The organism is Rhodoferax sp. BLA1 (genome assembly GCF_013416775.1).
Lineage (GTDB): Bacteria > Pseudomonadota > Gammaproteobacteria > Burkholderiales > Burkholderiaceae_C > Rhodoferax.
In genome coordinates, this window is sequence record NZ_SZVI01000013.1 from 729,257 (window position 1) to 744,991 (window position 15,735).

Consider the following 15,735-nt stretch of genomic DNA (forward strand, 5'->3'; position numbering starts at 1 on the left):
TGGGGATGCGGGTGGAAATTGATCGGTGTGAGGCTGCGCCACCAGGCCGCTGGATTTGTCTGCTGCCTTTTTGGCGCGAGTATAGGAAGCAGCTTGGAGAAGCGTCAACGCCATCACGCCCAGCAGGGCAAGCGACCCGACCGGCCCCCTGAAGGCCGATGTGAAGTTGCTAGACTTCCCCCCCAATGACCGACCACACCCTGCCACACACACCGATGATGACCCAGTACCTGGGCCTCAAAGCGGATCACCCCCACACCCTGCTGTTCTACCGCATGGGGGATTTTTACGAACTGTTTTATGCCGACGCCGAAAAGGCCGCGCGCCTGCTCAACATCACCCTGACACAACGCGGCCAAAGCGCCGGGCAGCCGGTGGTGATGGCAGGGGTACCGTTCCATTCGGTCGAGACCTATCTGGCGCGGCTCATCAAACTCGGTGAATCGGTGGCAATTTGTGAGCAGGTCGGCGACCCGGCCACAGCCAAAGGCCCGGTCGAACGCAAGGTGGTGCGCGTCGTAACGCCCGGCACCTTGACCGATCTGGAATTGCTCAACGACAAGACCGAGGCGCTGCTGCTCTCGGTGCACCAAGGCCCGCGCAACAGCTGCGGCCTGGCCTGGCTCAGCGTGACCCAGGGCGTGGTGCATCTGGCCGAATGTGCGGTAGATGACTTGGCCAACTGGGTGTTGCGTGTCAACCCCGGTGAACTGATCTTCAGCGCCGGTGCCACACCAGCGTTTGAGGCGCGGCTGCGCGCCATCCCGGTGACGACGCCGCTGTCGATCTCGGTGCGGCCCGACTGGCAGTTTGACACCGGCCTGGGCCAGCGCACCCTCACCCAGCACCTCAACACGACCAGCCTGGCGCCTTGGCACGCGCAGGAATTGGTGCTGGCCCAGGCGGCAGCAGCCGCGCTGCTGAGTTACACCGAACACACCCAGGGCCGGGCGCTCACGCACATCCATAGCGTGCAGGTGCAACGCGAGGGCGATGTAATCGACCTGCCGCCCACCACCCGGCGCAACCTGGAGCTGGTGCAAACCCTGCGCGGCGAAGACGCACCCACGCTGTTCTCTTTGCTCGACACCTGCCAGACCGGCATGGGCAGCCGTCTGCTCAAAAGCTGGTTGTTGTCGCCCCGGCGTGACCGCAGCGAGGCTTTGCAACGCCACCGCGCGATTGAGGCACTGCGCAGCGGCCCGACCCTGTCGGCGGGCGCCGGTCCGTGGGACAAACTGCGCCAGCAGCTCAAGGGCAGCACCGACGTGCAACGCATCACCGCACGCATTGCGCTGCGCCAGGTGCGCCCGCGTGAGTTGGTAGGTTTGCAGGTAACGCTCCAAAAAACAGAGCTACTCGCCCCCGTGATACAAGGGCTAGAGGCCTATTTGACCCACATCTCCGAAAACCTGCTGCCACCCGCCGGTTGCGCCGAACTGTTGCGCGCTGCGATAGACGCGGAGCCCGCCGCACTGGTGCGCGATGGCGGCGTGATTGCCAGCGGTTTTGATGCTGATCTGGACGAGTTGCGCGCCATCCAGACCAACTGCGACGGCTTTTTGCTGGACCTGGAAACCCGCGAACGGGCCCGCACCGGCATCAGCAACCTGCGCGTGCAGTTCAACAAGGTGCACGGCTTTTTCATCGAAGTCACCCAGGGCCAAGCCAGCAAGGTGCCCGACGACTACCGGCGCCGCCAGACCCTGAAAAACGCCGAACGCTTCATCACGCCCGAACTCAAAGCCTTCGAGGACAAGGCCCTGAGCGCGCAAGAACGCGCGCTGGCGCGTGAAAAGTGGCTGTACGAGCAGTTGCTGGACCAGCTGCAGGCGTTTGTAGCCGCCCTCACCCGCCTCGCCGATGCACTGGCCACGCTGGACGCCCTGTGTGCGCTGGCCGAGCGCAGCCTCACGCTGGACTGGTGTGCGCCGCAGTTTGTCAAAGAGCCGTGTATCGACATCGACGCCGGTCGCCACCCTGTTGTGCAGGCGCGCCTGGCTGAACTCAGTTCGGGCGCCTTCATTGCCAACGACACCCGCCTGAGCGTCAAGCAACGCATGCAGATCATCACCGGCCCCAACATGGGTGGTAAATCGACCTACATGCGGCAAATCGCGGTGATTGTGTTGCTGGCCAGCATGGGCAGTTATGTGCCAGCCAGCGCCTGCCGACTCGGGCCGATTGACGCTATCCACACCCGCATCGGCGCGGCCGACGACCTGGCCAACGCGCAATCGACCTTCATGCTGGAGATGCTGGAGGCCGCGCAAATCCTGAACGCTGCCACACCCAACTCGCTGGTGCTGATGGACGAGATTGGCCGCGGCACCAGCACCTTTGACGGCCTGGCGCTGGCGTCAGCCATTGCCACCCAGTTGCACGACAAAACCCAGGCTTACACGCTGTTTGCCACACATTATTTTGAGCTGACTGAGTTCCCGGCCAGCCACCACGCAGCGATCAATGTGCATGTGAGTGCAGCCGAGAGTGGCCGCGACATCGTGTTCCTGCACGAAATCCAGCCGGGGCCAGCCAGCAAGAGTTACGGTATCCAGGTGGCGCGCCTGGCCGGCATGCCCGCCGCCGTGGTCAACCACGCGCGCCACACACTCGAAGCGCTGGAGGCACAGGCCAGCCAGCACCAGGCCCAGGTGGATTTGTTTGCCGCGCCAGCTGCTACAGAAATCATTGCTGAAAGCCCAGTTGAGTCCTGGGCCAAAGCCTTAAATCCTGATGATTTGAGCCCGCGTGAGGCGCTGGAGGCGCTGTACCAGCTCAAGAAGCTGAGCGTTCAGGGATAAATCTGGCCCAAGGCGCCAGCTGGCAAGCACCTGCCCCTGGTGCGGTGTGGGCCCGCTTGCACAACACGCCCCAATAACCATACGCGCCCCGTTCGTATGGCGCTGGCCTGGCCCGCAAAATGGTCCCTTGCGGGAGAATCCTTTGGCGCGCCGACTGCATCCTTGGTCGAGATGCGATTCTCACCATCGTCAAACCTCACCATGTTCAACCTCACCGCCCTCGAACTGGCGCGAATCCAGTTCGGATTCACGATCACCTTCCACATCATCTTTCCCGCCATCACCATTGGCCTGGCGGCTTACTTGGCCGTGCTCGAAGCTTTGTGGCTCAAGAAACAAGAGCTGGTCTACAAAACCCTGTACCACTTCTGGTCCAAGATCTTCGCTGTGAACTTTGCGATGGGTGTGGTGTCGGGCCTGGTGATGGCCTACCAGTTTGGCACCAACTGGAGCCAATACTCCGAATTTGCGGGCAGCATCACCGGACCGCTGTTGACCTATGAGGTTTTGACGGCGTTTTTTATGGAGGCCGGTTTTCTGGGTGTGATGTTGTTCGGCTGGAACAAGGTGGGGCCTCGCCTGCACTTCTTTGCCACCGTGATGGTGGCCCTGGGCACCCTGGTCTCGGCAACCTGGATCCTGGCCTCCAACAGCTGGATGCAAACACCACAGGGGCACGAAATCATCAACGGTGTGGTGGTGCCGGTGGATTGGATCGCCATCATCTTCAACCCGTCCTTTCCGTATCGGCTGGCCCACATGGTGGTGGCGGCGTTCATTTCGACCGCCTTGCTGGTGGCTGCGTCGGGTGCCTGGCACCTGCTCAAGGGCAACCACAAGCCGGAAATCAAGAAGATGTTCTCCATGGCCTTGTGGATGTTGCTTTTCGCGGCACCGCTGCAAGTCGTTGTGGGTGATGCCCACGGCCTGAACACCCTCAAACACCAGCCAGCCAAGATCGCGGCCATGGAAGGCCATTGGGAAAACACACCGGGTGAGGGTGTGCCGCTGGTGCTGTTCGGCTGGCCCGACATGGAGGCTGAGACCACCCGCTACAAGATCGAAATCCCGAACCTGGGTGGCTTGATCCTGACCCACGACTGGCACGGCCAGTACCCGGGTTTGAAGGAGTTCCCCCGAGAAGACCGCCCCAACGCCACCGTTGTGTTCTGGACCTTTCGCGTGATGGTGGGGCTGGGTGTCCTGATGATTGTGCTGGCACTCTGGGGAGCCTGGTCACATTGGCGCCAACGTGCCTATGAGTCGCCTGCGCTGTGGCGTTTTGCGCTGCTGATGGGGCCGTCCGGCGTGGTGGCCATGCTGGCGGGCTGGTACACCACGGAAATTGGCCGGCAGCCTTGGGTTGTTTATGGGCTGATGCGCACGGCCGATGCTGTGTCCAACCACTCTGCCATCACGCTGAGCGTCAGCTTGATCGTGCTTGTGCTTGTGTATGCCGCTGTGTTTGGCACCGGCATTGGCTACTTGCTAAAACTCATCGGGCAAGGTCCAGATGTGCACGAGCCCCCACCCGACGGGGACGCGCTGGACCAACGGCCCGCACGTCCGTTGTCCGCCGCCACGCCGCCTGCACAACCACCCATCACCACGGTCTGACCAAGGAAGCACAACATGGGTATCGATCTTCCACTGATCTGGCTGCTGATCATCGGTTTTGGCGTGATGATGTATGTGATTGCCGACGGCTTTGACCTCGGGATCGGCATTCTCTTTCCGCTCGTCACAGACCGCAGCCACCGCGACGCGATGGTCAACACCGTGGCACCGGTCTGGGACGGCAACGAAACCTGGCTGGTGCTGGGCGGCGCTGCACTCATGGCGGCTTTCCCCAAGGCCTACGCCATTTTGCTCAGCGCGTTTTATGTGCCGGTGATCCTCATGCTGCTCGGCTTGATCTGGCGCGGGGTGTCCTTCGAGTTTCGTTTTAAGGCAGACGAGGCCCACAAACCGTTCTGGGACAAAGCCTTCATGCTGGGCTCGTTCGTGACGGCTTTTTGCCAGGGCGCCATCCTCGGGGCCTTCATCAGCGGCATCGAGATCGTCAACGGCAACGCGGTGTATGGGGTCATGGACTGGTTGACACCGTTCTCGGTCTTCACCGGTGTGGGGGTTGTGATCGCTTATGCGCTCTTGGGATCAACCTGGCTCATTCTCAAAACCGAAGGTGATTTACAAGAGCAGATGATCCAGATCGCCAAACCCGCCACGTTCGCCTTGTTGGCGGCCATCGCCATAGCCTCGATTTGGACACCATTGGCACACCCGGCCATTGCGGGGCGCTGGTTCAGCCAACCCAACATCTGGTTCTTTGTGCCGGTGCCGATCCTGGTCGCGCTGGCCACCTATTACATCCTGCACACACTCAACAACGACCCACATGCGGGACCCTTCATCTGGTCGCTGCTGCTGATCTTCTTGGGTTACAGCGGGTTTGTGATCAGCATCTGGCCCAACATCGTGCCGCCGTCCCTGTCGATCTGGGCGGCAGCCGCGCCACCCCAAAGCATGGGCTTCGCCTTGGTGGGGGCACTGCTGATCATCCCGATGATTCTTGGTTATTCCGCCTGGGCTTATTACGTGTTTCGGGGCAAAGTCAAGGTGGGTGAGGGGTACCACTGAATGGACAACTCACCCTCAACCAGCCGGTTCAACACCAGCTTGCGGCGGGTCGGCTGGCTGATCCTGATCTGGGCCTGCAGTGTGGCGGCTCTGGGCCTGGTCGCGCTGGCCATGCGCCTGCTCATGAGCTGGGCAGGCATGACGCGTTAAGCCAGCGCAGCGCTGTGTGCTGAGGCTCCGGGATGCGCCGCCTTGCCCCGGCCGCTGCTCAGTCCAGCAACGCCGCGTAGACCATGTCGCGAAACAACATGCGGTAGTACTCGCGCTGGTTCGGTGCCTGCAGCATCAGGCAGGCAAACAGATCGAGCGCAGGATCCACAAAAAACGAGGTCCCGGCCAACCCGCCCCAAAAATAGGTGCCGACCGAGCCCGGCACCGGCGCCACCCCCAGGTGTTTGCGCACCGCAAAACCCAGACCAAAACCATGCCCCGCGGGCAGCAGCGCACGCGAGCCCCCCGGCGCCACCGGAATGTCGCCCAGGTGGTCAGTGGTCATGAAGTCCACCGTGCGTGGCCCCAGCAGGCGCACACCGTCGAGTTCACCCCGGTTGAGCAAAAACTGCAGAAAACGGGCGTAGTCTTTTGCGGTCGAGATCAGGCCACCACCGCCCGAGGCCAGCGTGGCGTCGGTACGCACGTCGATCACCTTCATCTGCAGGCCACCGTCCGGGTCGCGGGCAAAGGGTTCGGCAATGTGGTCATGGAACTCGGGCGGCACGGTGAAGGCAGTGTCCGGCATACGCAGCGGCTCGAACAGCTGCTCTTGCAAAAACTGCTGCAGCGGCTGCGCACTGATCACCTCGATGACCCGGCCCAGCACATCGGTGGCACGGCTGTATTCAAACACCTGGCCGGGCTGGTACATCAGCGGCAAGGCGGCGAGCTGTTGGGTGAAATCGGCCAGGCTGCGATCGCGTGAACCCAGACGCAGCTGCGCGTACTGGCGCTGCACCGGGCCGCTGCCGAGGAACTCGTAGGTCAGGCCGGCCGTGTGGCGCAGCAGGTCGTGCACCGTGGCAGCACGCAGCACCGGCTGCAGCTCGGTGGCCTCACCGTTCATCACCACGTTTTGCTGTGCAAATTCGGGCAGGTATTTGGCCACCGGGTCGGCCAGCAGCAAGCGCCCCTGCTCCACCAGCATCATGGCCGCCACCGACACAATCGGTTTGGTCATCGAGTAGATGCGAAAACGGGCATCGTTGTGCATGGCTTCGCCGGTGCGCGGGTTGAGCTGGCCGACGCTGTCCATCAAGGCCAGCTTGCCGTGGCGCGCCACCACGGCCACCGCGCCGGGCAGGCGTTGGTCAGCCACCTCACGCTGCAACACGGCCATCAGGCGCGCCAGGCGCTCAGTGCTCAGACCCACTTTTTCAGGGGAAACGTTTTGTAGAGTCATATAAAAATATAGCTGTAGGCCCTTTATAGATAAGGGCTAGAGGCCAAAATGGCATAAAAATAAAAATCCTTTCCCACGCATCTTGGCCAAAGTATTGTGACGGCACATAGGTGTGTAAGCGTCTGATTCAGACCGGATGGCGCGGCTCACTCCTGCGCCGCGCCGTCATGTTCATAACGGGGCAGACTGGCACCACAGTGGCGACAAAAGCGGGCGTCGGGCATGTGGCCTTCGGTCAGGCACACATGGCAGGTGCGGGTGGTGGTGGCCGCGCGGCGCGCGTAGGTCATCTCGGCGGTGACGATGCCGGTGGGCACCGCCAATGTGCCCCAACCCAGCAACATCATGAGCGAGGCAATCAGCCGCCCCAGGTCTGTCTTGGGCGTGATGTCACCAAAACCCACGGTGGTCATGGTGGTGATGGCCCAGTAGACCGCGGTGGGGATGCTGGTGAAACCATTGGCCGGACCTTCCACCACATACATCAGGGTGCCCATCACCAGCACAATCATCAGCACCGCTGCCAGAAACACCGCAATCTTGCGGCGACTCGCGCGCAGGGCCTGGCCAATGGCCTGGTACTCGGACACATAGGCGGTGAGTTTGAAGATCCGAAACACCCGCAACAAACGCAGGATACGCACATCAATCAGCGCCCCCACCTCAGGCACCAGCAGGGCCAAGTAGGTGGGCAACAGCGCCAGCAAATCGATCACCCCGTAAAAACTTAACACATAACGCCAGGGGTGGCGCACGCAGGCTAGCCGCGCCAGGTACTCCACCGTGAAGATCAGGGTGAAAAACCACTCGGCAGGGGTGAACAGGTGGTGGTAAGCCAGATGGATACTGTGGACGCTGTCAGCCACCACCACCGCCACACTGGTCAGGATGACGGCAATCAGCACCTGGTCAAACAGCCGTCCGGCGCGGGTGTCGGCCTCAAAAATGATGGTGTAGAGCCGCAGCCGCCAGCCTTCCAGTGGTTTACCCAGAACTTCTGCTTTGGATGGGGGCACGGTTCACCTTGTGGTTTTTGCTGAAGCGCCGATTTTGCACTGCCTGAACCCGCTGGCCCACATGGCACGCTTACTGCTTGTTACACCGTCATCAGTCAGGGGGTGAATCAGCTCAACTTGCCTGGGTTGCTCACGTAAACCCGGATGCCTTTCGAAATATGCACTGATAGAGTGCATCGCTTGGCGGCAAAGTGGGGCGCGCCTTCTGAAACCCTTTTTATCAACCGGAGATCTTCACCTATGCGTATCAGCTCTGTAAAAACACTGGCAGTGATTGCCATGGCCATCGGCACGTTGACAGCCCTCCCCGCGCATGCGGGCAAAACCCTGGACAGCATCAAGGCCCGTGGCCAGGTGATCTGCGGCGCCAACACCGGCCTGGCGGGTTTTGGGGCAGCGGACTCCACCGGCAAGTGGACCGGTCTGGATGTGGATGTGTGCCGTGCGGTGGCTGCGGCCGTGCTGGGTGATGCAGAAAAGGTGAAGTACGTGCCGCTGAACGCGCAACAGCGCTTCACCGCGCTGCAGTCTGGTGAAGTGGACGTGCTCTCGCGCAACACCACCTTCACGCTGACACGCGATGCCTCCCTGGGCCTGAACCTGACCGCCGTGACCTACTACGACGGCCAGGGTTTCATGGTGCCGGTCAAGAGCAAGATCAAGAGCGCCGCCCAGCTCAAGGGCCAGACCGTGTGTGTGCAGTCCGGCACCACCACCGAGAAGAACCTGACCGATTACTCCAAGGCCAAGGGCCTGGGCATCAAACCGGTGGTGTTTGAGCAGCTCGAAGCGGCTGAAAACGCCTACTTCACCGGCCGTTGCATCGCCTACACCACCGACGCCTCTGGCTTGGCCTCCACCCGCAACAAGGTGGCCAAGGTGCCGGCAGACCACATCATCCTGCCCGAACTGATTTCCAAAGAACCGCTGGGCCCGATGGTTCGCCGCGGTGACGACGAGTGGTATGCCATTGTCAAATGGGTGATCTACGGCCTGCTTGAAGCTGAGGAGTACGGCATCACCCAAGCCAATGTGGACTCGCTCAAGACCAGCAGCACGGACCCGGTGGTGCGCCGTATTCTGGGCACCTCGGAAGACACCGGCAAACTGCTGGGTCTGGACAAGGAATGGATGGCTCGCGCCATCAAGGCCACCGGCAACTACGGCGAAATTTTTGAGCGCAATGTTGGTCCCAAATCTCCCCTGGGCTTGCCCCGTGGTGTCAACAACCAGTGGAACAAAGGGGGCCTGATGTACGCCTTCCCGGTGCGCTGATTCCCAGTCTGTCACACAGCGCCGCCTGATGTCGCACCTGCGATACCTGCGGCGCATTTTTTTAGGCCTCTCCTACCTATCACACGTGGTTCCCATTCCAACGCCTACGGGCAAGAAGCACCATGAGTTCTGACACCCCTCCCTCTCATCACCACTGGTCGTGGCGCAGCCAGGCGTTTCGCGGCATCGTCTACCAGGTGCTGGCCATTGTGGCCATTGTGGCCGTGGTCTGGTTTCTGGCCCACAACACCCTGGTCAACATGCGGGTGCGCGGCATCCAGAGTGGTTTTGACTTTTTGAGCCAGGCCGCCGGTTTTGACATCGGTGAAAGCCTGTACCCTTTTGACTCCGAGCAACCCTATTGGCAGGCGTTTCTGGTGGGTGTGACCAACACCCTGCGGGTGGCCATTGTGGGCATCATCCTGTCGACTCTGTTGGGCACGCTGCTGGGTATTGGGCGATTCTCGCGCAATGCACTGGTGCGTGGCGTCTGCCTGTCGTATGTGGAAGCGTTTCGCAACATCCCGGTGTTGCTGCAGTTGCTGATGTGGTACGTGATCCTGACCGAGGTGTTGCCCTCGGCAGACGTGGCCTGGCAAGTTGGTGATTTCTTTCTGTCCAAGGGTGGTTTGAACTACCCGATTCCGGTATGGGCGGCTGGCCAGCTGTGGGCGGCCTTTGGTCTGCTGGCCGGGGTGGCGCTGGTGCTGCTGTACCGGCGCTGGGCCAAGCGCCAGTTTGAAGCCACTGGGAAGTTACGCAGTGCGTTCTGGGCGCCGGTGCTGATCTTGGTGGTCTGCAGCCTGGTTGGCTGGGCACTGGGTGGTGCACCCACCGAACTGAACCGCCCGATCAAAGGCGAATTCTCCATTGAAAACGGAGGCGCGTTAACGCCGGAATTTCTGGCGGTGCTGATTGGTCTGACGCTCTACACCGCGTCCTTCATTGCCGAGGTGGTGCGCGGTGGTATTGCCTCGGTGCCACGCGGCCAGGGTGAAGCCGCCTCGGCGCTGGGTCTGTCACAGCAACAGGAAATGCGGCTGGTGATGTTGCCGCAGGCGCTACGCGTGATCATCCCGCCGCTGACCAACCAGTACCTGAACCTGACCAAAAACTCGTCGCTGGCGGTGGCCATTGGTTACCCCGATGTGGTGTCGATTGCCAACACCGCGCTGAACCAGACCGGCCGCGCGGTGGAATGTATCTCGCTGGTGATGCTGGTGTACCTGATCACCTCCCTGGGCACCTCGCTGCTGATGGGCTGGTACAACAGCCGCGCGGCGATCAAAGAGCGTTGAACAGGACGGCACCAAATGACCTCAACCACGTTCCAACCCATCGCACCGCGCCCCGCGCCGGTCAATTCTGAAGGCCCACTGGCCTGGATCAAGAATAACTTGCTGGCCGACTGGAAAACCAGCTTGGGCACCCTGGTCATAGGCGGCTTGCTGCTGTGGCTGCTGCCCCAGGCCATCCACTGGGCACTGATCTCCGCCAGCTGGTCGCCCCACTACGAGGCCTGCCATGCCGAAGGTGTGGGCGCCTGCTGGGGCGTGATTTCCGAGAAGTACCGCATCATCCTGTTTGGCCGTTACCCGTATGAAGAACAGTGGCGGCCTTTGATTGCCACCATTCTGCTGACCGGTTTGCTGGTGGTGAGTTGTATGCGCAGCTTCTGGAAAACCTGGCTACCGCTGCTGTGGCTGGCCGTGCTGGCGGTGTTTTTTGCACTGATGTACGGCAAGGTGTTTGGCCTGACTCAGGTGGACACCGACCGCTGGGGTGGCCTGCCGCTGACCATTCTGCTGTCCTCGTTGTCGCTGGTACTGTGTTTTCCGATTGCCCTGCTGGTGGCACTAGGCAGACGCTCCAAGCTGCCAGCGATTCGCAGCTTCTGCACCATTTATGTCGAACTGATCCGTGGTGTGCCACTGATCTCGGTGCTGTTCATGGCCTCGTTCATGTTCCCGCTGTTCATGCCCCAGGGCACGCAGATTGATGTGCTGGTGCGCGTGCTGGTGGGTATCACGCTGTTTGCGGCGGCCTACATGGCCGAAGTGATCCGCGGTGGCCTGCAGGCCATTCCCAAAGGGCAGGTCGAAGCGGCCGCCACCCTGGGGCTGAGCTACTGGCAGACACAACGCAAAATTGTGCTGCCGCAGGCGCTGGCGATGGTGGTGCCGGGCATCATGAACAACTTCATCTCCACCTTCAAAGACACCTCGCTGGTGACCATCGTGAGCCTGTACGAGCTGACCGGTGCGCTCAAACTCGGTGTCAACTCCGATGCCAACTGGCGGCCTTACATCATCGAAGGCTACTTCTTCATCGCGCTGATCTATTTTGTGTTCTGCTTCTCCATGTCACGCTACAGCCGCTGGGTGGAAAAACAGGTCAACAAGAGCAAGCTGCGCTGATTTCCCCCATTCAACCAAACACCACCATGGCTGAAACCAACACCATCTCCCCCATCATCACGTTTGACAAAGTCAACAAGTGGTACGGCAACAACTTCCATGTGTTGCGCGACATTGACCTGAGCGTGGCCAAGGGCGAACGCATTGTCATCTGCGGGCCGTCGGGCTCAGGCAAATCGACGCTGATCCGCTGCATCAACCGGCTTGAAGAACACCAGCAGGGTCACCTGATCGTGGACGGTGTGGAACTCACCGACGACATCAAGGCGATTGACCAGGTGCGCAAAGAAGTTGGCATGGTGTTCCAGCAGTTCAACCTGTTCCCACACCTCACCGTGCTGGAAAACCTGACCCTGTCACCCATGTGGGTCGGCAAGATCCCCAAAAAAGAGGCCGAGGAAAAGGCCATGGTCCAGCTCAAGCGGGTGCGTATTGCCGAGCAGGCCCACAAATACCCGCTGCAACTCTCGGGTGGCCAGCAGCAACGGGTGGCGATTGCCCGCGCCTTGTGCCTCAAGCCCAAGATCATGCTGTTTGACGAACCCACCAGCGCGCTCGACCCCGAGATGATCAAGGAAGTGCTCGACGTGATGATTGCCATGGCTGATGAGGGCATCACCATGCTGTGTGTCACCCACGAGATGGGGTTTGCCAAGGCGGTGGCCGACCGTGTGATCTTCATGGACCAGGGCCAGATTGTTGAGCAGAACAACCCGCACGACTTCTTCAACAACCCGCAAAGTGAACGCAGCAAGGACTTCCTGTCGAAGATTCTGGGGCATTGAACGCGCAGTTATTAGCCGCGTAAATCACGCTTGACTTGGATTGATCCAAGTGGTGCACGCTCGCACCGAAAGTGTGCAGACAGTAAGATCGCAGGTTCAGGGGCCGCATGGCGCCTGAAACCTTCGAAACTTCTGATCAATCACATGCAAACCTTTACTTCCTCCGCTGCTTCGCTCACCCTGACAGCTGCTGCTGTGCTGGCCCTGAGCGCCTCCCTGGCGCATGCGCAAGACGTGCAAACCGTACGCATCGCCCACGCTGGCCCGACCTCGGGCGGTATTGCCCACATTGGCAAGGACACAGAAAACGGCGTGCGCATGGCGATTGATGACATCAACGCCCAGGCGCTGGTGATTGGTGGCAAGAAGATCAAGTTTGAACTGGCCCCGGAAGACGACGCCGGTGACCCGCGCCAGGCCACCGCCGTGGCGCAAAAACTGTGTGACTCCAAAGTGGCAGGTGTGGTGGGCCATTTGCAATCGGGCACCACCATCCCGGCTTCCAGCATCTACAACAAATGTGGTCTGCCCCACATCACCGCTGCCGCCACCAACCCGGACGTGACCAAACGCGGCTTCAACACCACCTACCGCCTGATCGCCAACGACAACTCGCTGGGTGCAGCCCTGGCCTATTTTGCCAACGACACACTCAAGATCAAGACGGTGGCGGTGATTGACGACCGCACCGCCTACGGCCAGGGTCTGGCTGACGTGTTCAAGGCCACCGCCGAACAACGTGGTGTGCAGGTGATTGCCAACGAATACACCACCGACAAAGCCACCGACTTCACCGCCATCCTGACCTCGATCAAGAGCAAGAAGCCCGACGCCATCTTCTACGGCGGCCTGGACGCCCAAGCCGGCCCGTTGCTGCGCCAGATGATGCAACTGGGTCTGCCCAATGTGAAACTGTTTGGTGGTGACGCCTTGTGCACCGAAAAACTGCCTGAGCTCGCCAGCCTGTCCGACAACCTGGCCAACGTGACCTGCGCCACCGGCGGCGCCTCGGTGCAAAAAATGCAGGGTGGCCCTGAATGGAAGAAGCGCTACGACGCACGTTTCCCAGGCCAGTTCCAGATCTACAGCCCCTACGCGTATGACGCCACCTTTGTGCTGGTGGACGCGATGAAGCGCGCCAACTCGGTCGATCCGCAGGTCTATGTGCCTTTCATCGGCAAGACCCAGTTCAAGGGCATCACCGCCAACATCGCTTTCACCCCCAAGGGTGAACTGACCACCCCGGCAGTCACACTCTACAGCTTCAAGGGCAAAGCCCGTGTTGCATTGAACTGATCCACCCGCCCCACCACCCAGTGGGGCTCCCCAAAAAACGCGCTGTTGTCCCACCCGGGCGGCAGCGTTTTTTTTGGCCGCACGGCGCACAGCCAAACAATCAAATAAAGAGCATTGAGCCCTTATAGATCAAGGGCTTGAGGCCTATTTCGCCATGAATAGAATGCTAACCAGAGTGGGGCTAGCGACAGCTTGATGCCGTTTGGTCCACAAGGCCTCAAGTCAGCGAGTTTTGTGCCGATGACATCTGTATGCAAGTCACAGGCATTTCCTCCTCGAGCACATCTGGCAGCAGTTCGGCTGGCAGCGCCAGCCAGATTGCCCAGTTGCAAAAGCAGGTCAAGGACCTTACCCAGCAACTGAGGGACGTGGCGACCTCCAACATGGAGGCCAAGGCCAAGCAACAACAGGTGCAGTTGTTGCAGGCGCAGATCCTGGCCATTCAGGCCCAAATTGCAGCCATTCAGAATCAGAAACAGCAGGAACAGGCCAGCAAGGCCAGCGCGTCCCAGAACAAAACCCAGGCTGCTGCCGCCAGCAGCGACAAGGCCTTGGGCTCTCAGGTCGACGTCTACATCTGAAGCAACAGCTTCACTCAACCGGCAAAGCGGCGCGGGCGACACCGCCCGCACAGGGCAGCAGTATTCAGCTGCCGGCCACCTTCATCTTTTTGATCAAAATTGAGCCAACCGTCTTGGCGCCCTGGTTGTAGGTATCGGCACCCACCGCCAGGATGTCCTTGAACATGGTTTTCATGTTCCCAGCGATGGTGATCTCTTCCACCGGGAAGGCAATGCGGCCGTTTTCCACCCAGAAACCACTGGCACCGCGTGAATAGTCGCCGGTAACGCTGTTGACACCACTACCCATGAGCTCGGTGACAAACAGGCCGGTGCCCAGGCATTGCAACATGGCATCGAGGTTGTCACCCGCGCGGGTCAGGCGTGAGGTGAGTGTCAGGTTGTGTGAACCGCCCGCGTTGCCGGTGGTTTTCATGCCCAGTTTGCGCGCTGAGTAACTGCCCAGGAAGTAACCCTGCACCTTGCCCGCCTCCACCACGCTGCGCGCCTGCACACGCACACCTTCGTCATCAAACGGCGAGCTGCCTTTGGCGCGTTTGACAAACGGGTCTTCCAGGATGTCGATGTGTTTCGGAAATACCTGTTTGCCCAGCGAATCGAGCAAATACGAACTCTTGCGGTAGAGCGATCCACCACTGACCGCCTGCACAAAGGCGCCCAGCAAACCCGCCGCCAACGGGGACTCAAACAACACCGGGCACTCGGTGGTGGCGATCTTGCGGGAATTGAGGCGGCTCAGCGCACGTTCGGCAGCGTAACGGCCAATCGCCTCGGGCGAGGCCAGGTCGGCCGCATCGCGCTCTGAGCTGTACCAGTAATCGCGCTGCATGTTGGCCCCTTTGCCAGCAATCGGCGACACCGACACCGAGTGACGCGAGCTGGCATAACCACCGCGAAAACCATGGGTGTGGGCGCTGAAAAAGTGCGACTGCTGAGCCGACACACCCGCGCCTTCGCTGTTGGTGATGCGTTTGTCCAGACTCAAGGCAGCGTTCTCGGTCTGCAAGGCCAGCTGTGCGGCCTGCTCGCTGGTGATGGCCCAGGGGAAAAACAGGTCCAGATCGGTGCTCTGCTCACTCGGTTGGGCTATATCGGCCTCGTCGGGCAAGGCGGCAAATGGGTCCTCGGCAGTGAAGCGGGCAATGTCATACGCCGCCTGCACGGTTTGCCGGATCGCCGCTTGTGAAAAATCCGAGGTGCTGGCATTGCCGCGGCGCTGGCCAATATGCACCGTGATGCCCAGCGACTTGTCGCGGTTGCGCTCGACGTTTTCCAATTCGCCCTTGCGCACCGACACACTCAGGCCACTGCCCTCGGAGGCATGTGCCGAGGCGTCGCTGGCACCGAGCTTTTTGGCGTGGTGAATGGCGCTGTCCACCAGATCCTCAAAGAAAGTCCGGCTGTAGGCAAAACCCGCTTCAGCAGGAGCCGGAACGCGTCTGGGCTGGCTCGGCGTCACAGTGGAGGAACGTTTGCGGGGGGTGGCTTTGGGAGCAATGGAAGGCATGGTGAAGGCGGCTGCGTG

13 protein-coding genes are annotated in these 15,735 nt (G+C 60.7%); 10 read left to right on the top strand and 3 right to left on the bottom strand.

The window, feature by feature from the left end; all coding sequences use genetic code 11:
• Positions 1 to 185: 185 nt before the first annotated feature.
• The 4 genes from mutS (at position 186) to FDG13_RS18905 (ending at position 5,594) form a co-directional block, all read left to right on the top strand.
• On the top strand, positions 186 to 2,804 hold the full coding sequence (gene mutS / locus FDG13_RS18890) for a DNA mismatch repair protein MutS (RefSeq protein ID WP_180132217.1): 2,619 nt from the start codon (positions 186 to 188) through the stop codon (positions 2,802 to 2,804).
• Positions 2,805 to 3,005: 201 nt separating this feature from the next.
• Complete coding sequence (locus FDG13_RS18895) at positions 3,006 to 4,421, top strand: cytochrome ubiquinol oxidase subunit I (RefSeq protein ID WP_180132218.1); 1,416 nt, start codon at positions 3,006 to 3,008, stop codon at positions 4,419 to 4,421.
• A gap of 15 nt (positions 4,422 to 4,436) precedes the next feature.
• On the top strand, positions 4,437 to 5,444 hold the full coding sequence (gene cydB / locus FDG13_RS18900) for a cytochrome d ubiquinol oxidase subunit II (protein ID WP_180132219.1): 1,008 nt from the start codon (positions 4,437 to 4,439) through the stop codon (positions 5,442 to 5,444).
• Positions 5,445 to 5,594, top strand: a complete 150-nt coding sequence (locus FDG13_RS18905) for a DUF2474 domain-containing protein (RefSeq protein ID WP_180132220.1) — start codon at positions 5,445 to 5,447, stop codon at positions 5,592 to 5,594. It begins immediately after the preceding gene.
• Positions 5,595 to 5,652: 58 nt separating this feature from the next.
• Here FDG13_RS18905 and FDG13_RS18910 read toward each other — a convergent pair whose 3' ends face one another.
• Positions 5,653 to 6,840: a serine hydrolase gene (locus FDG13_RS18910; RefSeq protein WP_180132221.1), complete on the bottom strand. Its 1,188-nt coding sequence runs from the start codon at positions 6,838 to 6,840 to the stop codon at positions 5,653 to 5,655.
• 146 nt (positions 6,841 to 6,986) lie between these two features.
• Positions 6,987 to 7,856 carry an ion transporter gene (locus FDG13_RS18915; protein ID WP_180132222.1) on the bottom strand — a complete coding sequence of 290 codons (870 nt, stop codon included), beginning with the start codon at positions 7,854 to 7,856 and terminating at the stop codon, positions 6,987 to 6,989.
• Between the two features lie 279 nt (positions 7,857 to 8,135).
• On the opposite strand from FDG13_RS18915, the gene FDG13_RS18920 reads away from it, so the two are divergent.
• From FDG13_RS18920 to FDG13_RS18945, 6 genes are all read left to right on the top strand, one after another.
• Positions 8,136 to 9,131 (top strand): amino acid ABC transporter substrate-binding protein, encoded by a 996-nt coding sequence (locus tag FDG13_RS18920; RefSeq protein ID WP_370528268.1) that lies wholly within the window; start codon positions 8,136 to 8,138, stop codon positions 9,129 to 9,131.
• A gap of 122 nt (positions 9,132 to 9,253) precedes the next feature.
• On the top strand, positions 9,254 to 10,429 hold the full coding sequence (locus FDG13_RS18925) for an amino acid ABC transporter permease (RefSeq protein WP_180132224.1): 1,176 nt from the start codon (positions 9,254 to 9,256) through the stop codon (positions 10,427 to 10,429).
• Between the two features lie 15 nt (positions 10,430 to 10,444).
• On the top strand, positions 10,445 to 11,548 hold the full coding sequence (locus FDG13_RS18930) for an amino acid ABC transporter permease (protein WP_180132225.1): 1,104 nt from the start codon (positions 10,445 to 10,447) through the stop codon (positions 11,546 to 11,548).
• Between the two features lie 26 nt (positions 11,549 to 11,574).
• Entirely contained in the window at positions 11,575 to 12,333 is a 759-nt protein-coding gene (locus tag FDG13_RS18935; RefSeq protein ID WP_218942791.1) for an amino acid ABC transporter ATP-binding protein, read from the top strand.
• Positions 12,334 to 12,477: 144 nt separating this feature from the next.
• A complete protein-coding gene (locus tag FDG13_RS18940; RefSeq protein WP_180132226.1) occupies positions 12,478 to 13,629 on the top strand; it encodes a branched-chain amino acid ABC transporter substrate-binding protein in 1,152 nt (383 codons plus the stop codon).
• 251 nt (positions 13,630 to 13,880) lie between these two features.
• The gene (locus FDG13_RS18945) at positions 13,881 to 14,210 is read left to right on the top strand and encodes a FlxA-like family protein (protein ID WP_180132227.1); all 330 of its coding nucleotides are present in this window, start codon (positions 13,881 to 13,883) and stop codon (positions 14,208 to 14,210) included.
• A 64-nt stretch (positions 14,211 to 14,274) separates the two neighbouring features.
• On the opposite strand, the gene pmbA is transcribed toward FDG13_RS18945, so the two are convergent.
• Positions 14,275 to 15,717, bottom strand: coding sequence for a metalloprotease PmbA (pmbA, locus tag FDG13_RS18950; RefSeq protein ID WP_180132228.1), 1,443 nt, complete (start codon positions 15,715 to 15,717; stop codon positions 14,275 to 14,277).
• Between the last annotated feature and the right edge of the window lie 18 nt (positions 15,718 to 15,735).